The organism is Streptomyces sp. NPDC050549 (assembly GCF_040655035.1).
Lineage (GTDB): Bacteria > Actinomycetota > Actinomycetes > Streptomycetales > Streptomycetaceae > Streptomyces.
On record NZ_JBFAJD010000024.1, the window covers coordinates 103,630 to 122,371 of the forward strand.

Sequence of the window (18,742 nt, forward strand, 5' to 3'; positions counted from 1 at the left end):
TATGGGGCGTCAGGGGCGTGCGGTGAATTTGCGGCCAACGCGCGGAAAGGGGTTGGCCAAGCCGTGACCGGCAACATCCAGGCGTTGCCGGGGTGTTGCCAAGGCTTGGGGGACGGCCGGCCGGCGCATGGTCCGACCCTGCCGGAGACATCGGCCGCCGTACTTGTTTCCCGTTTGCGAAGTTATCCGGAAACCGGGCCTCTGGGGCACAGCCGGGCGGCGGTCGCGGCGACGTCGTCCTCGGCCTCCTGGACATGGAGGCGGAGCACGATGTCGTCGAGGAGGCGGGAGACGCCCTGGCCGGGGTGGAGGCGCAGCCGCGCCAGGCGGGAAAGGGAGACGTCGATGTCCTCGCCGCGCCGCTCGACCAGCCCGTCGGTGAACATGACCAGGGTGTCGTCGGGGGTGAGGGTCAGCGTGGTCATCTCGTAGTCGGCACAGCCCGTGCCGAGGGGCGGGCCGACGGGGACGGGGATCAGTTCGCCGGCGCCGTCGCGGTGGAAGACGGCGGGCGGCAAATGGCCGGCGCTCGCGAAGGCGGCGGTACCCCGGTCCGGGTCGAGGAGGGCGAGCAGGCAGGTCGCGGGGCGGCGGTTGTGCTCCTCGGACATCGCGGTGTCCATCTGGCGCAGGATGCGGTGGGGCGGCAGGTCGGTGGAGGCGACGTAGCGCAGCATCGAGCGGTAGGCGTTCATGTCGACCGCCGCGTCCAGGCCGTGCCCCATGACGTCGCCGATGACGAGGAGGGTGCGGCCGTAGTGCAGTCGTACGGCCTCGAACCAGTCGCCGCCGACGAGGGTGCCGCTGCCCGCGGGGAGGTAGCGGGTGGCCATCTCGATGTTGGGGTGGGGGCGGCTGGGCTCGGTGAGCAGGACCTGCTGGAGGTTCAGGGCGGTGGTGCGCAGCCGGTGGTGTTCGACGGCGTGGTGCAGATGGGCGGCGGTGAGCCGGGCCGCGTAGTGCACGGCGGCGGCCTCGTCGTCGCCGAACGTGCGTCCGGCGCGGATCGCGAGGAGCGCGCCGTAGGCCTTTCCCCAGGCGGTCAGCGGCACGGACAGGGCGGCCAGGACGCCGTGGTCGTTGGTGGTGAAGGAGGTGGTGATCGGGTGGCCGGCGTCCAGGGCCCGGACCATGACGTCCTCGCGTGGCGTGCTGCGCAGGCTGTCCAGCAGTTCCTTGCGGCCGACGGCAGCCATCGGGTGCAGCATGCCGTGCGGTGCCGGGCGCGCCTCGTCCTGCGCGAACAGGTCGACGGCCGCGGCCTCGCACAGCTCGTCGACGAGGAACCCCGCGCACTCCGCCGCGGTCCTGCGCTCGTCGAGCGTCGACCCGATCGCGGAGACCGCCCGCCGCGCGAGCACGAACCGATCCGCGGAGCCCTCCTCGGCCACGCCAACCCCGTCACCGTCCACCACGGCCCCTTTCTGCCACCCCCATCCCAGCACCCGCGCACCCGTTCGCACGGTAGCGACCCGTGGTGCGGTGCGATCGGTCGGGAGCGGGGGCCGGTCGCCGGGGGACGAAACTCCGTGGCCGCTCGGTTCCCGCCGCGGATATCGTCCGCTGCGACCCCTTGATCACCGCTCGGCTCTCCCGAAGCCCCGGCCCCCGCAGGACCCGTCCCGCGCCCCTGCTCGGACAGCACAACCACGAGTTGCTGACCGAACTCGGGCTGACCGCAAGGGAGATCACCGCACTGGAGGCCGACGGGGTCATCGGCCGGGCTCCGACCCGGTAGGGGCCGGCTGCCCCTGCGCCGAACACCCGGCGTGAGCCCGCGAGTTACGGCGCGCTCGTCACGAACCCGTCCCTGACCGTGTCGAAGACGGGACGGTAGGTGTCCCACTTCGCGTCCGGGGCCGAGAGGTAGATGTCGTGCTCGCGGTCGCCCTCCTTGCCGAAGCCGAGATCGATGGCGCGGAACACCCGGACCCGGCCCTGGAAGGTGAACTCCCAGATGGCGGCAGGCTGTTGGCGGAAGGTGGTCTGCTGCATACGGAGTCTGCGGTACGTCGGATAGTTGACCTTGGTGTTGGCCTCGATGTCCGCGAAGTGCGTGCTCGGATTGGGTCCCGCCGGGTCCACGACGCCGATGGTGAGCCCGGCGAGACCGGTCTGGTCGGTGTACGTGACGCTCTCCGCCGACCGCTTGCCGGCCTTCCAGTCGTCCGGCACCGGGAAGGAGACACCGAGTTGCCGGTCCCGGACGAGGTGATAGCCCTCCGGGAGGGGGGACGTGGAGGGCGTGGTCGTGGGCCGGCTCGCCGCGTGCCCGGGTGGCGATGTCGATGTCCCGTGCAGCACGAACGCCGTGGCCGCCGCGGCGAAGGCGAACACCCCGGCCACGAGCCCCTTGCGACCCCGACGGCGCCCACGGCCGGAGTCTCGCGCCGACTCCGGCTCTGCGACGGTCAACTCGGCTACGGGCGGCGGCAGTTCGGTGGTCACATCTCCCCACCACGCGGTCTGCAGCGCGCGCTCGGTCCGTTCCGCCGTCGGCCGCTCGTCGGGCTCCTTGATCAGGAGTGCCTCGATCAGCGGCTCCAGGGGTCCGGCCTGCTTCATGGGTTCGAGGGGGTCCACGGCGATGGCGTAGGCGGTCTCCATCGCGGTGGCCCGGCGGAACGGCGGGCGGCCCTCGACGGCCTGGTAGAGGGTGGCGCCGAGGGCCCACAGGTCGGAGGCCGTGCCGGGGGTGAGGCCGCGGATCCGCTCCGGTGCCATGTAGTGGATGGAGCCGACCATCTCGCCGGTCTTCGTCAGTGTCGACGCCCCGTCCGTCGTGGCGATGCCGAAGTCGGTGAGGACGGTCCGGTCGCCGGTGCCGAGCAGGACGTTGCCGGGCTTGACGTCTCGGTGCAGTACGCCGGCGGCGTGGGCCGCGCGCAGGGCGGCGACCGTGTCGAGGCCGATGCGGGCCGCCTCCTGGTGCGGGAGGGTCCGGCCGTCCTTGAGGAGGTCGGCGAGCGTGGGGCCCGGGACGTACTCCATGACGATGCAGGGGCGGCCGTCGTCGTCGACGACGTCGTGGACGACGATCACGTTCGGGTGCTGGATCCGGGCGGCGCTGCGGGCCTCGCGGCGGGTGCGCTCGTAGAGGGTGGCGAGTTCGTCGGCGGAGAGTTCCGGCCGTGCGTGGAGTCGCTTGATCGCGACCTGTCGGCCGAGGACCTCGTCGTCGGCCCGCCAGACGGTGCCCATGCCGCCTCGGCCGATCTGCTCGGCCAGCCGGTAGCGCCCGGCGATGCGACGCCCTTCGTCCGACACGGTGCCCTCCGCCGGTTCTGTCCCTGTTCGATTCGCCTGGTCACCATAACCGGCTCTTGTCCCGGATCGTGTGGGGTGGATCACGGCGACCTCCCGGACCCGAGGGCCGCCCACCTCGACTGGAGGGTGGAGAGGGCCTAGTACCCCGGTACTAGTCACCCCGGCCGTTTTCACTTCCTCGGTGCCGCGGAGGTGAGGAAAGGCGCTCCTAGCGTGAAGACGTGGGTCGCGCAGGCCCTCCTCTTCCTCTCGAACCTCTTTCTCTCGAACCTGGTGGGAGTACTCCGTGGCCACCTTCCTCTACCGACTGGGCCGGTTCTCGTTCCGGCAACGACGGCTCGTCCTGATGTTGTGGATCGCCGTCCTGGCGGTCGTCGGCATCGGCGCGGCGAGCGTCTCGTCCAACACGTCCGACAGCTTCACCCTGCCCGGCACACAGTCGCAGAAGGCGATCGACCTGCTGGAGAAGGAGTTCCCGCAGGCCTCGGCCTCCGGCGCCACCGCCCGTGTGGTGTTCGAGGCACCGGCCGGACAGCAGCTGAAGTCCGGGGCCGACAAGACCGAGGTCGAGTCCCTGATCGCCGACCTGCAGAAGGCTCCCCAGGTCGCGAACGTCAGCGATCCCTACCAGAGCGGTCTGGTCAGCAAGTCCGGGACCATCACCTACGCCCAGGTCACCTACAAGGTCGCCCAGGCCGATGTCACCGACGCGGCCCGCGACGCGCTGCACTCCGTGGCCGACAAGGGAGAGAAGGCCGGCCTCGCGATCAGCCTGGGCGGCAACGCCGTGCAGGAGAAGGCGGGCAGCAGCGCGACCGAGCTGATCGGTCTGCTGATCGCGGCCGTGGCGCTGGTCATCACGTTCGGGTCGCTGCTCGCGGCCGGGCTGCCGCTGCTGACGGCGATCTTCGGAGTCGGGGCGGCGGTCTCCGCCATCACGGTCGCGAGCGCGTTCTTCGACCTCAGCTCGGCCGCCTCGACGCTGGCGCTGATGCTGGGCCTGGCGGTCGCCATCGACTACGCCCTGTTCATCGTGTCCCGGTACCGCAGTGAGATCCGGGACGGCCACGAACCGGAGGAGGCGGCGGGCCGCGCGCTGGGCACCGCCGGGTCCGCGGTGGTGTTCGCCGGGCTCACCGTCGTCATCGCCCTGGCCGGCCTGAGCATCATCGGCATCAGCATGCTGACCACCATGGGCCTGGGCGCCGCCTTCGCGGTCGTCGTGGCCGTCCTGATCGCACTGACCCTGCTGCCCGCGGTGCTGGGCTTCGCCGGGATGCGGATCATGGGCAGCCGGTTCTCCAGCCGCCGGATGCGCGCCGTCCAGGAGCGCGGCGAGGGCGAGACGACGGGCGTGCGCTGGGCCCGGTTCGTGACCCGCAACCCGGTGAAGATGCTGCTCGTCTCGGTCGTCGGGCTCGGTGTCCTCGCCATCCCCGCCCTGTCGATGCGCCTGTCCCTGCCCGACGACAGCATGTCCGCGCCGGGCACCAGCGAGCGCATCGCCTACGACACGATCACCAAGGGCTTCGGGGACGGCTACAACGGCCCGCTCACGGTGGTCGTCGACGGTCGCGGCAGCGGTGACACGAAGACGGCGGCGCAGGACACGGTCACCCAGCTGGGCAAACTGTCCGACGTCGCCGCCGTACGCCCCGCGGTGTTCAACCAGAACGGCGACGTGGCCCTGATCTCCGTCGTGCCGAAGAGCGCCCCCACCAGCCAGGCCACCGTCGACCTGGTCTCCCAGATCCGCGGCCGGGGCCCGGCGCTGAAGTCCGACACCGGCTCCGAACTGATGGTGACCGGCACGACCGCGCTGAACATCGACGTGTCCAACAAGCTCAGCGGCGCCCTGATCCCCTACCTGGGTGTGGTCGTAAGCCTGGCCCTGGTGCTGCTGCTCCTGGTCTTCCGCTCGATCCTGGTCCCCCTCAAGGCCGCCCTCGGCTTCCTGCTCAGCGTGGTGGCCACGCTCGGTGTGGTCGTCGCGGTGTTCCAGTGGGGCTGGCTGGCGGGCCTGTTCGGGGTCGACCAGACCTCGCCGATCGTGAGTGTGCTGCCGATCTTCATGATCGGCGTGGTGTTCGGGCTCGCCATGGACTACGAGGTGTTCCTGGTGACCCGGATGCGTGAGGAGTACGTCCACGGGGCCGAGCCCACGGAAGCGGTGATCGCGGGCTTCCGGCACGGCGCCCGGGTGGTCACGGCCGCCGCGATCATCATGATCTCCGTGTTCGCCGGCTTCCTCCTGGACGACGTGGCACTGATCAAGTCGATCGGCCTGGGCCTCGCCTCGGCCGTCCTCTTCGACGCGTTCGTCGTCCGCATGACGCTCGTGCCCGCGGTCATGGCCCTGCTCGGCCACCGTGCCTGGGCGCTGCCCGGCCGGCTGGACCGGATCCTGCCCAACGTGGACGTCGAGGGCGAACGCCTGCGCCACCTGCTGGCCAAGACCCCGGACGACGGCTCGGGCGCCCCGGACCCGGCACCCGTGTCGTCCGGCGCCACCGGGAAGCGCTGAGGCAGCGGCCGTACGATCCACATCAGGACGCCGGTCCGGGTCTTGCCCGGCCGCACCGTCCCCGCCCGCCGGTCCCCTCCCCCCGGGACCGGCGGGCGACCCGCCTGCACCTGGAGGGTGTATCCCGTGACCTCACCACCGATGACGGCCCGGTCCTTCATGCCCGAGAGCCTGATGGGAGGGGCTCGGCTGGGCGACTCCGAGTACCGCGCGGTCGTCGGGCTGCTCACCTGGCTGGGGCGGGTACGGCAGGCCGACACGGCGCATCCGCGGGTCAGGCTGTGGGGGGTGCCCGCCTGCTACGCGCTGGCCGGGATTCCGGCGCTGGTGCGCGCGGCCCACGACTCCGCCTCCGCCTTCGTACTGATACTGGCGGTGACCGCGGGCTTCACCGTGCCGTTGCTGTGGCGGAGGCAGCGGCCCGTGCTGGTGTTCGCCGCCCTGGTCGTCCTCTCCGCGGTGTGCCTTGCCTTACGGGTGGACTCGGGGTCGAGCGCCACCCAGCTGGTGGCGCTGCTCAACCTGGGACGCTTCGGCGCTCCGAGCCGGCTGGCCGTCGGCGTCGCGTACAACCTGGTTCAGACATTCGTGTCGATCGTCTTCTTCAACGGCCTCAAGGGGTCGGACCAACAGGCCAGTACCCCGGTGCTGGCGTTCCTGGCCGTCGTCGCCATCCTGTCGATGGCCGCGCTCGGCCTGGCCGGAAAACTCGTGAACGCCTACATCGAGGCCCTCAAGGAGCACGCCGTCCGCCTTGAGGTGGAGCGCGACCAGCGGGCCCGGCTGGCCGCCGCCGGTGAACGCGCCCGGGTGGCACGGGAGATGCACGACATCCTCGGCCACACCCTCGCCGTGATCGTCGGTCTCGCGGGCGGCGCGGCAGGGCTCGCCGAGAGCAAACCCAAGCGGGGCGCGGACACACTGCGGATCATCGCGGAGAGCGGACGCGGCGCCCTGGCCGAACTGCGCAGACTGCTCTCCGTCATCCACGAGGACGAACCCGACGACACCCCCTTCGCGCCCCAGCCCGGACTGTCCGACCTCGGCCCCCTGATGGAGCGGGTCCGGGCCGCGGGCCTCGCCGCCACCCTGCGCCTCAAGGGCGAACTCACCGGTCTCTCCCAGGGACTTCAGCTCGCCGTCTACCGCATCGTGCAGGAAGCCCTCACCAACACGCTCAAGCACGCGGCACCGGACACGACCGTCGAGGTCGCGGTCGCGGCCGACCCCGAGGCCGTGCGCATCACCGTCGAGGACGCCGGCCCGCACCCGGCCCCCGACACCGACGGACACGGCAAGGGCCTGGTCGGCATGCGCGAACGGGCCGCGCTCTACGGCGGCCAGGTCGCCGCAGGCCCCAACTCCCGGGGCGGCTGGACCGTCCACGCCCTCCTCCTGCCCACCTCGACCGCTCCCGACCTCATGGAGAAGCACCCCGCATGACCACCGTCCTCATCGTCGACGACCAGGCCCTGCAGCGCCTCGGCTTCAGCATGCTCATCGAGCAGTACCCCGACCTGAGCACCGTCGGCGAGGCGACGCACGGCGTCGAGGCGGTCCGGCTGGCGGCCGAACTCCGCCCCGACGTGGTCCTGATGGACGTACGGATGCCCGGCATGGACGGCATCGAGGCCACCCGTCGGATCGTGCAGTCCGGGGGCCGCTCCCGCGTCCTCGTGTTGACCACCTTCGACCTCGACGAGTACGCGTACGCGGCGCTGCGCGCCGGGGCCAGCGGATTCCTCCTCAAGGACGCGCTGCCCGAGGAACTGGTCGCGGGCATCCGCGCCGTGGCCGCCGGGGACGCGGTCATCTCCCCCGGCCTGACCCGCAAACTCATCGACGCCTTCGGCGACCGCATGCCCGGCCGCACCCCGGAGCAGGACCGCCGCCTCGACACCCTCACCAACCGCGAGCGCGAAGTCCTCACCGTCATGGCCTCGGGCTGGAGCAACACCGAGATCGCCGAACGCCTCTGCCTCGCCGAGTCCACCGTCAAGTCCCACGTCAGCCGCATCCTCGCCAAGATCGGCGCCCGGGACCGGGTTCAGGCGGTGATCTTCGCGTACGACGCGGGACTGGTACGGCCGGCCTGAGGATTTGCTCCTCAGACCGTCGGCGTGGCCACGAACTTCCCGATGAGCGCGGTGAGTTCGGCCGGTTTCTCCACGGGCAGTTCGTGACCGGCGTCGACGATCCGGACGACCGCGTCGGGGTGGGCGTTCGCCATCCGCAGCATCTGGGAGAGTGGCAGCTGGATGTCGTGGTAGCCGTGCACGATGAGCGTGGGCGCGGTGATCTCGTGGACCCGGTCCAGGACGTCGAAGGCGCGCATCGCTCCGTAGCAGGTCATGACCACCTCGCGGGGCGTGGCGGCGGAGGCGTCGATGTACGCGCGCATCTTCTCCTTGGGACAGCCGGGGGCGAAGGCGCGCTGGATGTTGACGGCGACGAACAGCTTGAACGGCAGCAGCGTGGACACCGCCAGCAGCAGACCGCGCGCCCAGCTGTACGTCATGCGGCTGATCGAGTCGACCAGCACCATCCGCTCGACCCGCTGCGGCTGGGAGAGTGCCAGGGTCTGCGCGATCATCCCGCCCATGGAGTGCCCGACCGGCACGAACCGGTCGACCTCCAGATGGTCGAGCAGCGCGACGACGTCCCCGGCCAGCTCGTCGACGGTCCGCGCCCCCGCCCCGGTGCTCTCGCCGTGCCCCCTCAAGTCGAGCCGTACGACCCGCCGTTCGGCCGCGAAGTGCGCGAACTGGTCGTCCCACCGGTGCCGGTTGGCCGTCCAGCCGTGAATGAAGACCAGCGGCACGTCGGCTCCGTCGACGGGGCCTTCGTCGTCGTACACGAGTACCGCGCCGTCGACTTCGAGATTCGGCATGGATGTCTCCTGAGGTACGGCGGCCGTCCACCGGCCGGGGTCACGGGCGTTGACCGGGACGATCCGGATCTTGCCTTGAACACAAGGGAGTTGCTGTCACGGATCGGGACCCGCAACGAGATCGAGATCGAGGGGGGCGGGCACCCGCTGTCCCGCGCGAGTAGCCGTGCCGCAGACTTCCCGGGTGATCGTCCTGCAGCCCGTCCTGGAGACGCGCGCCTGTGACGGCTTCGCCCTCCGGCCCGTCGCCGAGTCCGTGCCGTACGGCTTCCTGTCGCTGAACGGCGGGCTCACGCCCGCGGAGGTGGGCACGGCGGTGATGAGCATCGCCGACTGCGACACCGTCGAGCCCGGGAATGGCACCCACCCGCCGAGGCCCACCGACGCACTCGGCGCCTTCCTGCACGGACTGCTCGGCACGGACGGCCTCTTCGCCCCCGGAGGCCTGCGGATCACGGACACGGCGAGCGGCACCACTCTGCTGCCCGGCTGCTGCAACGGGCTGGACGAGCACCGCGACTGGTTCGAGGTCGTCGACGGCGGCTGGGCCTGTTTCGGGCACGGCCCCTCTCCGGTCGCGGAACGCCACGGCAGTGTCGTCCGGCTGACCGTCGACGCCGAGGACGAAGGCGGCCGGTGATCGAACCGCCCGTCGCCGAGCTGCGCATCCTGCTCTCCTGCGCGGAGCGCGATCTGGCCGACTTCCTCCAACTGGCTGCCGCCTGGGCCCCGTTGCACCTGGCGGAATACGCCTCCCCCGTCGTCCTGGCCCTCGGCCGCGCGCTGGACCTGCCCACTCCTGTGACACCGCAGACCTCTTGGGGCGTACGGCCTGAGGGTTGGTTCCCCGCGCTCAGGCCGCCTCGTCCGCGATCGGTTCGGGTGCCGTCAGTACGGCGGTGGCGTCGGACAGGTGGAGGACCAGGTCGGCCAGTGCGGCCAGGCGGCGGTCGTGGGTGATGAGGAATGTCGTGCGGCCTGCGGCGAGGTGGCGCAGGGGCGCCATGATGCGAGCGGTCGCCGCGTCGTCGAGGCCGGTCGTGGGTTCGTCGAGGACGAGCACGGACGCGGTGCGCAGCATGGCCCGGGCCAGGGCGATCCTGCGGCGCTGGCCGCCGGAGAGGTTGTTGCCGTGCTTGCCGACCTGGGTGTCGTAGCCCTCGGGCAGCGCGCTGACGAATCCGTGCGCGTCGGCCGCGACTGCGGCGGCGAGCACCTCGCTGTCGGCGGCGTCCGGGCGGCCGTAGACGATGTTCGCGCGGACCGTGTCGTCGAAGAGCATGCTGTCCTGCGGGAGCAGGGTGATGTGGCGGCGCACCTCGTCCACGGGGAGTTCGGCGATGTCCCGGCCGTCGAGCAGGATGCGGCCCCGGGTGGGTTCGCGGAAGCGGAGCAGGAGTTTGCCGAGGGTGGACTTGCCTGCGCCGCTGGGGCCGGTGACGGCGACCAACAGGCCCGGGGGGATGTCGAGTTGGACGTGGTGGAGCACGGGGCCCGGCGCGCCGGGGTAGGAGAAGCCGACGTCCTGGAAGGTGACGGCGCCGCGTACGGGTTCGGGGAGGGGTGGGGTGTCGGGTCGGGGGGTCGGTTCGGGGGTGGGGCTGGTGCGCAGGACCTCGATCAGGCGCTCACAGGCGGCGGTGGCCGTCGAGGCGCCTACGAGGAGTTCGCCGAGTTCCTGCAGTCTCGGGTGGAGATAGCTGAGGAAGGCGGCAAAGGAGAGCAGGCCGCCCACGGTGAGGTGGTGTTCGGAGATCTGCCACGCCCCGGCGCCGATCACCGCCAGCACGCTGAGCGTTTCGAGGAGTTCACCGAGCGGGCCGTACACGGAGGACAGCCGGATCTGGCGCAGTCCGGCCCGCATCCAGGTGCGTCCCTCGCGGTGCGCCTTGCTGCGCTCCGCGCGCTGACGGCCGTAGGCCTGCACCAGGGGCATGTTGGCGAGGCTCTCCTCCAGGAGGGAGGCGAGGCGTCCGTTGCTGTCGCGTTCGGCGCGGGTGGCGGTGCGCATCAGGGTGCCGAAGACGCGGGCGCCGAGCCAGATCAGTGGGGCTGCGGCGAGGGTGATGAGCGCCAGCTGCCAGCTGGTCCAAAACGCGGCGGCGGCGAAGACGAGGGCGCCCGCGGCGGAGGTGATCAGCTCGACGGGGGCGGAGGCGACCAGGGTCTCCACGACCTCGATGTCCCCGGTGAGGCGGGTGACCAGGTCGCCGGTGCCGTAGCGGTCGAGGGTGTCCGGCGGGATTCGCTGGAGGTGCTGGAAGACATGGTCGCGCATGCCCAGGAGGAAGTGCTCGCTGGTCCAGCCGGACAGGTAGCTGCCCGCGGCGGAAGCCGCCGCGCCGGCCACGGCGAGGCCGAGCCAGAGCGTGGCCGGGCCCCAGAAGGCGTCGAGGTCACCGGGGGCGAGGACGTCATCGGTGAGGCGGCCCGCGATGGCGATCGCGACGGCGTCGGCGGCGGACGAGGCGATGAGGAGCAGGGCCGAGAAGAGGACGGCGACGCGGTTGCCGCGGACCAGGGGCCAGAAGGTGCGGAAGGCGGCGAGCGGGGAGACGCGGGCGTGTCGCATCCGGGACGGGCGGTGTTCCCCTGCCGCCGTCCGATCCCAGTGCGTGCCGGGGTCCATGTCAGGCGGACGGGCGGACCCCGGCACAGCCGTCACTTGCCGTGCTTCTTGTGCTTGCGGTGGTGCTTCTTCTCGTGGTGCTTGTGATGCGCCTCCTTGGCGCACTCCTTCTTCTTGGCCTTCTTGGCCAGAGTGATCTTCGCGAAGGACACTGCGATCTCCTTTCTCGGAGTTGGCAACCGGTAGTACGAGGAGGGGAGTTGGCGAACTCAGGAAGGGAGGTGAGGGTTGGATGATGTTCCCTTACCGAATCCCTAATCGGGTCCGCCGGTGCCGTGCGGCGCCGGGGCCGACGTTACGGATGCGTTCCGGACTCTTGACGACAGTCGTATGACTGCGTAGACATGACAGCGCAGACATGACTGCGTAGACAGACACGCAAGGCCGGCCATCGGGAGACACCATGACGCGCGGGACAGGGCGGAGCGGGAACACCGCGATTCCGCGCAGCGTGGATGTGGCCCGCCTGGCCGGGGTCTCGCAGAAGACGGTGTCGCGGGTCTTCAACGACGAGCAGTACGTCTCCGCCGAGGTCCGCCGGCGCGTCCTCGAAGCCGCCGAGGATCTCGGCTACCGGCGCAACAACGCCGCCCGGGCCCTGGCCTCCGGCCGCACCCGCTCGATCGGCGTGGTGACGCTGGGGACGGCCCTGTACGGTCCGGCCTCGCTGCTCATGGGGGTCGAGCGGGTCGTCCGGGACACCGGCTACGCACTTCGCGTGGTCAACACAATGGAAGGCGACCCGGCGGGCATGGCCGGTGCCGTGGACTCGCTCCTCGATCAGGGCGTGGACGGCATCGTCATCTCCGAGCCGATCGACGAGGAGGGCATCCCCGGCGACGACGGAGGTGCCGCCCCGCGTCTGAACGTTCCGATCCTCGTCCTCGGTGCACCCTCCCCGGTCTCCGCGCCGCTCGTGCTGACCGCGGGCGACGGCGCCGACCTGATGGCTCACACCGCAACCGAACACCTTCTGGAACTCGGTCATATGACGGTCCATCATCTCGCGGGTCCGCAGCGGTGGTATGCCGCGCGGGACCGTCTCGACGGCTGGCGGGCCACCCTGACCGCGCACGGCCGGGCCCTACCGCCGCCCGTCGAGGGCGACTGGTCGGCCGCGTCCGGGTACCGGGCGGGACGCCAACTGGCCGAGGACGGTGGTGTCACCGCGGTGTTCGCCGCCAACGACGACATGGCGATCGGTCTGATCCGCGCGCTGACGGAGGCCGGGCTGCGGGTGCCCGAGGACGTCAGTGTGGTCGGCTTCGACGACATCCCGGTCGCCGCCTATGTGACTCCTCCGCTGACCACGGTGCGCCAGCCGTTCGACGCCGTGGCACAGGAAGGGCTCAAGCGTCTGGTGCACGCCATCGAGAACCCGAACGCGGCTCCTCTACCGTCGAGCCCCCCGCCGGTCGACCTCATCATCCGTACCTCGACCGCGCCACCGCCCAACCGGACGACCCCGGCTCGCGGCGGACGTACCGCCGCCCGTTCCCGCGGGAGCGCGCACCACACTCCGCCGCCGAACGGAGGCCCGGCCACCCACCAGTGACGACGCCGGTCAGCCCGGACATCACGAGCGCACGGCCGGCGCGTGACCCAGGACGAGCCGCAGGTCCCGGTCACGCCCCGCCCCTGCGAACGCCCTTGCCGGGCAAGGGCGTTCCTGAAGCCGGCAGACGGCGAGCCGCCTATCCCCCACCGTCTCCGTCGCCGGCTCACCACCTTCTTCTTCGGCCACGACCTCGCTCTCCGCACACGGAGAAGTCGTCGGCCCGGTCCACGAGGACGCGTGCCCGACCCCGTCGGCGTCCGCGCCTCGGCCGGCGCGTCCGCGCCCCTCCTCCATCACGCCTCCGCACGCCCTTGCCAGGCGTGCCGTCAACTTCGCCACCGGCGGGAGTTCACCATGCCCAGAAACACCTCTTCGTCCATGCCCGGCCCCTTCTCCATGAGCCGGCGGGGCTTCCTCGCCACGACGGGCGCCCTGTCGCTCGGCGCCACCCTCACCGCCTGCGGCGGCAGCGGCTCCGGCGGCTCGACCGCGTCCAGCAAGCCGGTCAGCCAGGCCGACATCGGCAAGGCCATGAAGACGCCGACCGAGCTGACGTTCTGGACCTGGGTCCCGAACATCGACAAGGAGGTCGCGCTCTTCGAGAAGAAGTACCCGGCCGTCAAGATCAAGGTCGTCAACGCCGGTCAGGGCACACCGCAGTACACCAAGCTGCGCACCGCGCTCAAGGCGAACAGCGGCGCCCCGGACATGGTGCAGATCGAGTACCAGGCCATCCCGACCTTCACCATCACCGACAGCCTCCTGGACCTGCGTCCCTACGGCGCCTCGGCGCTCAAGTCGACGTTCGTGGACTGGACTTGGAGCCAGGTCAGCGGCAGCGGCGGCCAGATCTGGGCGATCCCGCAGGACACCGGCCCGATGGGCATGCTCTACCGCAAGGACATCTTCGACAAGCACGGCATCGAAGTCCCCACCACCTGGGACGAGTTCGCCGCCGCCGCCCGCAAGCTGCACAAGGCCGACCCGGACGTCTACCTCACCAACCTCGCCGCCAACCAGGTCGCCGCCTGGCACGGCCTGTTGTGGCAGGCGGGCGCCAAGCCCTACAGCCTGTCCGGCAGGAGCGACATCACCATCGGCGTGGACGACGCCGTCTCCCAGAAGCTCGGCGCGTACTGGGGCGGACTCGCCAAGGAGGGAGTCATCGGCGTGGAGCCGGACTTCACCGACTCCTGGTACGCGGCCCTCAACAAGGGCAAGTACGCGACCTGGCTGACCGCCGCCTGGGGCCCGGTCTTCCTGTCCGGCTCCGCCAAGGCCACCGCCGGCAAGTGGCGCGCGGCCCCGCTCCCGCAGTGGGACGCGGCCAAGCCCAGCTCCGGCAACTGGGGCGGCTCGACCACCGCGGTGATCCGCTCCACCAAGAACCCCATTCAGGCAGCGGTGTTCGCCCAGTTCCTCAACACCGACCCGGCCAGCGCCAGGATGTTCGCCACCGAGCAGTTCTTCTTCCCGGCGACCAAGGCCCTGCTCACGGATGCCGATTTCGTGTCGGACGCCCCGACCTTCTACGGCGGCCAGAAGGTCAACCAGGTCTTCGCCGACATCAGCTCCACGGTCAACGCCTCTTTCCAGTGGCCCCCGTTCCTCGACCAGGCCGCCACCGACTGGACCGAGACCGTCGGCAAGTCCCTCGCCGACAAGACGAACACCGTGCGCGCGCTGGGCAGTTGGCAGTCGCGGCTCACCACGTACGCCAAGACCCAGGGCTTCACGGTCCACTCTGCCTGACGCTGCACCGGGTCCCGCGCGGCGGTGCGGGACCCGGCCCCCGGCACACCCCACCCCTCAGAAAGGCCCGATGATGACTGCCACAACCGCGGCCTCCCCCAAGGGCCGGCGCGGCGGCGCGCGCCGCCGCCGGTCGGCAGGGCCACTGTTCGTCGCACCCTTCATGGCGCTGTTCCTGCTGCTCTTCCTCGCCCCGCTCGGCTACGCCGCCTACCTCAGTCTCTTCCAGGAACGGCTCATCGGCGGAACGTCGTTCGTCGGGCTCGACAACTACGTCCGGGCCCTGGGCGACCCCCAGCTCATCCACGGTGTCGTACGCGTCGCGTTGTTCTTCGTGATCCAGGTCCCGTTGATGCTGCTGCTGGCGCTGCTGTTCGCGCTCGCGCTCGACAGCGGACTGCTGCGGTTCGCCCGGGTGATCCGGCTCGGCATCTTCGTCCCGTACGCCGTGCCGAGCGTGGTCGCCGCGCTCATGTGGGGCTATCTGTACGGACCGGACTTCGGCCCGTTCGCCCAGCTGAGCCACGATCTCCGTCTGCCGGCCCCGGCCTTTCTCAGCGACGGCTGGATGCTCGGGAGCCTGTCGAACATCGTGACCTGGGAGTTCGTCGGCTACAACATGATCATCCTGTACGCCGCGCTGCGCACCGTCCCCGAGGAGCTGTACGAGGCCGCCGCCGTGGACGGGGCGGGCGCCTGGCGCATCGCCTGGTCCATCAAACTGCCCGCCCTCAGGCCCGCGTTGATGCTCACCCTGCTGTTCTCGGTGATCGGCAGCTTCCAACTCTTCAACGAACCGAAGCTGTTGATGAGCATCGCCCCGGACGTGATCAGCAGTTCCTACACCGCCAACCTCTACGCCTACACGCTCGCGTTCACCGGACAGCAGGTCAACTACGCGGCCACGGTGTCCTTCCTCCTCGGCCTCGTCATCGTGATCGTCTCCTACGCCGTCCTGCTCACCGCCAACCGCAGGAGGACATCATGACGACCACCCTTCCCACGGCCGAGCTCGCTCCGCCGGCGAGGCGGGCTCCGGCCACCGCGCGCAAGCGGGGCAGGAAGCGCCACAGCACCCCGCTGACGATCGCCATGCTGGCCGTCCTGGCGTACTTCCTGCTGCCGCTGCTCTGGCTGGTGGTCGCCTCGACCAAGAGCACGCAGGACCTCTTCAACACCTTCGGTCTGTGGTTCTCGCACGCCCCGCAGCTGCTGACGAACATCAGGGCCACCTTCACCCAGGACGACGGCGTCTTCGTGCGCTGGCTGCTCAACACGGTCATGTACGCGGGTGTCAGCTCGGTCGGGGCCGCGCTGCTCGCGGCGGCCGGCGGCTACGGGTTCGCCAAGTTCCGCTTCCGCGGCGACCGGGTGGCCTTCAACCTCGTCGTGGGCGCCGTGATGGTCCCGGCCACCGCGCTGGCGATCCCGACCTATCTGCTGTTCGCCAAGGCGGGCCTGGTGAACACGCCCTGGGCCGTCATCCTGCCGTCCCTGGTCAACCCGTTCGGCCTCTACCTGATGCGGGTGTACGCCGAGGACGCCGTCCCCGACAGCATCCTGGAGGCCGCCCGGATCGACGGCGCGGGCGAGGCACGGATCTTCTTCCGGATCGTCCTCAGGCTGCTCGGCCCCGGGCTGGTGACCGTCCTGCTGTTCACGCTGGTGGCGACCTGGAACAACTACTTCCTGCCGCTGATCATGCTCAACAACCCGAACCTGTACCCCGTCACCGTCGGTCTCTCCTCCTGGGCAGCGCAGGCCCAGAACGGCGGGGCCGGCTCCAGCAGCGACATGCTCGCACTGGTGGTGACCGGCTCCCTGATCTCGATCGTCCCGCTCGTCGTGGCGTTCCTGATGCTCCAGCGGTACTGGCAGAGCGGCCTGGCCTCCGGCGGCGTCAAGCAGTAGCGCGCATCCGCGTCCCACGTACCACTTCCCGTTTCCTCGGAGGTTTCCCCCCATGGCGGCTCTGCCTGCCCGTGTCCTGTTCGGTGCCGCGTACTACCACGAGTACACGCCCGCCTACGGCTCCACCATCCGGCCCGACGAACAGCTCAAGACCGACCTGGACCTGATGGCCGAAGCGCACTTCACCGTGATCCGGGTAGGCGAGTCCGTCTGGTCGACCTGGGAACCGGAAAACGGCCGGTTCGAACTCGACTGGCTGCAACCGGTGTTGGACGGCGCCCACGAACGGGGCATCTCCGTGATCATCGGCACCCCGACCTACGCCGCCCCGCAGTGGCTGGTCCGCCTGTACCCGGAGATCACCGCCGAGTACGCCACCGGGCAGCGCCTCGGCTGGGGCGCCCGCCAGGAGATCGACTTCACCCACCCCGCGTTCCGTTTCCACGCGGAGCGGCTCATCCGCGCGATGGTCGCCCGGTACGCCGACCACCCGGCGGTCATCGGCTGGCAGGTGGACAACGAGCCGGGCCTGCACCTCCTCCACAACAACGGCGTCTTCCAGCGCTTCGTGGACCACCTGCGGGAGAAGTACGGCGACGTCGAGACCCTCAACCGCGAATGGGGACTGGTCTATTGGTCCCACTGCCTGTCCACCTGGGCCGACCTGTGGACCCCGGACGGCAACGAACAGCCTCAATACGACGTCGCCTGGCGGGAGTTCCAGGCCCGCCAGGTCACCGAGTTCATCGGCTGGCAGGCCGACCTCGTCCGCGAGTACGCCCGGCCGGGCCAGTTCGTCACCACCTGCATCTCGTACACCCGCCAGGGAGTCGAGGACGACGAGCTGTCGGACCGCCTCGACATCGCCTCCGGCAACCCGTACTACGACATGCAGGACGGCCTCCTGCTGCCCGACCCCACACCCGACGACCACGAGCAGCAGTGGAAGACCACCGGGGTCTGGTCGATGTACCAGACGGCCGACTGGATGTTCTCCTCCCGCCAGGAGCCGTTCCTCGTCACCGAGACCAACGCCCAGAGCATCGGTTTCCCCTGGGACAACCGGCCCGGCTACGACGGCCAGTGGCGCCAGGCCGCCTGGGCGCACGTCGCGCGCGGGGCCCGGATGATCGAGTACTGGCAGTGGCAGACCCTGCGTTTCGGTGCGGAGACCTACTGGGGCGGAGTCCTCCCGCACAGCGGCAGGCCCGGCCGCACCTATGCCGAAATCGCCCGTCTCGGCGCGGAGTTCAGCGCCGCGGGCCCGCTCGTCGCCGGTCTTGAGCCGGACGCGGACATCACGATGGTCTACTCGACGCCGAGCAAGTGGCTGATGCAGAAGTACCCGCCGCTCGCGACCGCCGACGGCGAGCCGGACGCCGCCGCCTACCACCGCTTCTTCGACCCCTTCTACCGGGGCGCCTTCGACGCGGGCCGCCAGGTGCGCATCGTCCACGCCCGCCAGCTGCACGATCCGCGCGGCGAGCGGGACGGGACGGCACCGCAGGAGGCAGTACGACGCCACCCCGTGCTCGTCGCCCCGGCCCTGTACGTCGTCGACGACTCCACGCTCGACTGGCTGGAGGCGTACGCCCACGCCGGCGGCCACCTGGTCCTGGGCCCGCGCACCGGCTACGCCGACCACGAGGCACGGGCCCGCCACGAACCGGCCCCCGGACGGCTCGTCGAGGCTGCTGGCGTGCAGTACGACGAGTTCGGCAACCTCACCCAGGACGTACCGGTGCGCGCGGTGCCCGGCAGCCTGTTCGAGGTGTCCGCCAACGCCCGTGCCACGCGGTGGATCGAGGGCCTCACGGCCGTGGACGCGGAAGTCCTCGCCGCCTACGAGCACCCGCACTACGGCCGCTGGCCCGCGGTGACCACCCGCGTTCACGGCGCGGGCCGGATCACCTGCGTCGGCACGGCGCCGGACCGTGACCTCGCCCGGGCGCTGGCCGAGTGGCTGTCCCCGGCCGCGACCAGCGGCTGGCAGCACCTTCCTGCGACCGTCACCGCGACCACCGGGACCGCACCCGACGGCCGCCGCGTGCACATCGTCCACAACTGGAGCTGGGAGCCCGCGAGCGTCCCCGCCCCGGCGGACCTCACCGACGCCCTGACCGGCGATGCGATCGTCGCCGGCTCTGCCCTGAACCTCGGCGCCTGGGACGTACGCGTCCTCGTCTCCGCAACAGCCATCCGACCCTGATC

General features: G+C 70.7%; 14 protein-coding genes. 10 read left to right on the forward strand and 4 right to left on the reverse strand.

The features are described from left to right. Positions 1–182: 182 nt before the first annotated feature. On the reverse strand, positions 183–1,415 hold the full coding sequence (locus tag AB0I51_RS30375) for a PP2C family protein-serine/threonine phosphatase (RefSeq protein ID WP_362980558.1): 1,233 nt from the start codon (positions 1,413–1,415) through the stop codon (positions 183–185). A 158-nt stretch (positions 1,416–1,573) separates the two neighbouring features. Here AB0I51_RS30375 and AB0I51_RS30380 point away from each other — a divergent pair, with 158 nt between their 5' ends. Continuing rightward, positions 1,574–1,738, forward strand: coding sequence for a hypothetical protein (locus tag AB0I51_RS30380; RefSeq protein WP_362980560.1), 165 nt, complete (start codon positions 1,574–1,576; stop codon positions 1,736–1,738). Between the two features lie 44 nt (positions 1,739–1,782). Here AB0I51_RS30380 and AB0I51_RS30385 read toward each other — a convergent pair whose 3' ends face one another. After that, positions 1,783–3,267 (reverse strand): serine/threonine-protein kinase, encoded by a 1,485-nt coding sequence (locus AB0I51_RS30385; protein WP_362980562.1) that lies wholly within the window; start codon positions 3,265–3,267, stop codon positions 1,783–1,785. Positions 3,268–3,553: 286 nt separating this feature from the next. Between AB0I51_RS30385 and AB0I51_RS30390 the strand changes: the two genes are divergently transcribed. The 3 genes from AB0I51_RS30390 to AB0I51_RS30400 all read left to right on the forward strand — a co-directional run bounded on the left by AB0I51_RS30390 (position 3,554) and on the right by AB0I51_RS30400 (position 7,887). Beyond that, entirely contained in the window at positions 3,554–5,791 is a 2,238-nt protein-coding gene (locus AB0I51_RS30390) for an MMPL family transporter (RefSeq protein ID WP_362980564.1), read from the forward strand. 126 nt (positions 5,792–5,917) lie between these two features. After that, positions 5,918–7,234: a histidine kinase gene (locus AB0I51_RS30395; protein ID WP_362980566.1), complete on the forward strand. Its 1,317-nt coding sequence runs from the start codon at positions 5,918–5,920 to the stop codon at positions 7,232–7,234. Then, positions 7,231–7,887, forward strand: a complete 657-nt coding sequence (locus AB0I51_RS30400) for a response regulator transcription factor (protein ID WP_362980568.1) — start codon at positions 7,231–7,233, stop codon at positions 7,885–7,887. Before AB0I51_RS30395 ends, AB0I51_RS30400 begins: the two co-directional genes overlap by 4 nt. 11 nt (positions 7,888–7,898) lie before the next feature. On the opposite strand, the gene AB0I51_RS30405 is transcribed toward AB0I51_RS30400, so the two are convergent. Next, the gene (locus AB0I51_RS30405; RefSeq protein WP_362980570.1) at positions 7,899–8,681 is read right to left on the reverse strand and encodes an alpha/beta fold hydrolase; all 783 of its coding nucleotides are present in this window, start codon (positions 8,679–8,681) and stop codon (positions 7,899–7,901) included. 184 nt (positions 8,682–8,865) lie between these two features. Here AB0I51_RS30405 and AB0I51_RS30410 point away from each other — a divergent pair, with 184 nt between their 5' ends. Next, positions 8,866–9,321: a hypothetical protein gene (locus tag AB0I51_RS30410; RefSeq protein WP_362980572.1), complete on the forward strand. Its 456-nt coding sequence runs from the start codon at positions 8,866–8,868 to the stop codon at positions 9,319–9,321. Positions 9,322–9,534: 213 nt separating this feature from the next. On the opposite strand, the gene AB0I51_RS30415 is transcribed toward AB0I51_RS30410, so the two are convergent. Then, complete coding sequence (locus AB0I51_RS30415; protein WP_362980574.1) at positions 9,535–11,253, reverse strand: ABC transporter ATP-binding protein; 1,719 nt, start codon at positions 11,251–11,253, stop codon at positions 9,535–9,537. A gap of 460 nt (positions 11,254–11,713) precedes the next feature. Here AB0I51_RS30415 and AB0I51_RS30420 point away from each other — a divergent pair, with 460 nt between their 5' ends. From AB0I51_RS30420 to AB0I51_RS30440, 5 genes are all read left to right on the forward strand, one after another. Then, positions 11,714–12,865: a LacI family DNA-binding transcriptional regulator gene (locus AB0I51_RS30420; protein ID WP_362980576.1), complete on the forward strand. Its 1,152-nt coding sequence runs from the start codon at positions 11,714–11,716 to the stop codon at positions 12,863–12,865. Positions 12,866–13,222: 357 nt separating this feature from the next. Then, on the forward strand, positions 13,223–14,620 hold the full coding sequence (locus AB0I51_RS30425) for an extracellular solute-binding protein (protein ID WP_362980578.1): 1,398 nt from the start codon (positions 13,223–13,225) through the stop codon (positions 14,618–14,620). 73 nt (positions 14,621–14,693) lie between these two features. Next, positions 14,694–15,608 carry a sugar ABC transporter permease gene (locus AB0I51_RS30430; RefSeq protein WP_362980633.1) on the forward strand — a complete coding sequence of 305 codons (915 nt, stop codon included), beginning with the start codon at positions 14,694–14,696 and terminating at the stop codon, positions 15,606–15,608. After that, a complete protein-coding gene (locus AB0I51_RS30435) occupies positions 15,605–16,531 on the forward strand; it encodes a carbohydrate ABC transporter permease (protein ID WP_362980580.1) in 927 nt (308 codons plus the stop codon). Before AB0I51_RS30430 ends, AB0I51_RS30435 begins: the two co-directional genes overlap by 4 nt. 52 nt (positions 16,532–16,583) lie before the next feature. Beyond that, on the forward strand, positions 16,584–18,740 hold the full coding sequence (locus AB0I51_RS30440; RefSeq protein WP_362980582.1) for a beta-galactosidase: 2,157 nt from the start codon (positions 16,584–16,586) through the stop codon (positions 18,738–18,740). The last annotated feature ends 2 nt before the right edge of the window (positions 18,741–18,742 follow it).

Bases quoted from the DNA above. Each gene is read 5' to 3' on its own strand.
- AB0I51_RS30400 (WP_362980568.1), top strand. From the start codon at position 7,231: ATGACCACCGTCCTCATCGTCGACGACCAGGCCCTGCAGCGCCTCGGC.
- AB0I51_RS30405 (WP_362980570.1), bottom strand. From the start codon at position 8,681: ATGCCGAATCTCGAAGTCGACGGCGCGGTACTCGTGTACGACGACGAA.
- AB0I51_RS30415 (WP_362980574.1), bottom strand. From the start codon at position 11,253: ATGCGACACGCCCGCGTCTCCCCGCTCGCCGCCTTCCGCACCTTCTGG.
- AB0I51_RS30420 (WP_362980576.1), top strand. From the start codon at position 11,714: ATGACGCGCGGGACAGGGCGGAGCGGGAACACCGCGATTCCGCGCAGC.
- AB0I51_RS30425 (WP_362980578.1), top strand. From the start codon at position 13,223: ATGCCCAGAAACACCTCTTCGTCCATGCCCGGCCCCTTCTCCATGAGC.
- AB0I51_RS30430 (WP_362980633.1), top strand. From the start codon at position 14,694: ATGACTGCCACAACCGCGGCCTCCCCCAAGGGCCGGCGCGGCGGCGCG.
- AB0I51_RS30435 (WP_362980580.1), top strand. From the start codon at position 15,605: ATGACGACCACCCTTCCCACGGCCGAGCTCGCTCCGCCGGCGAGGCGG.
- AB0I51_RS30440 (WP_362980582.1), top strand. From the start codon at position 16,584: ATGGCGGCTCTGCCTGCCCGTGTCCTGTTCGGTGCCGCGTACTACCAC.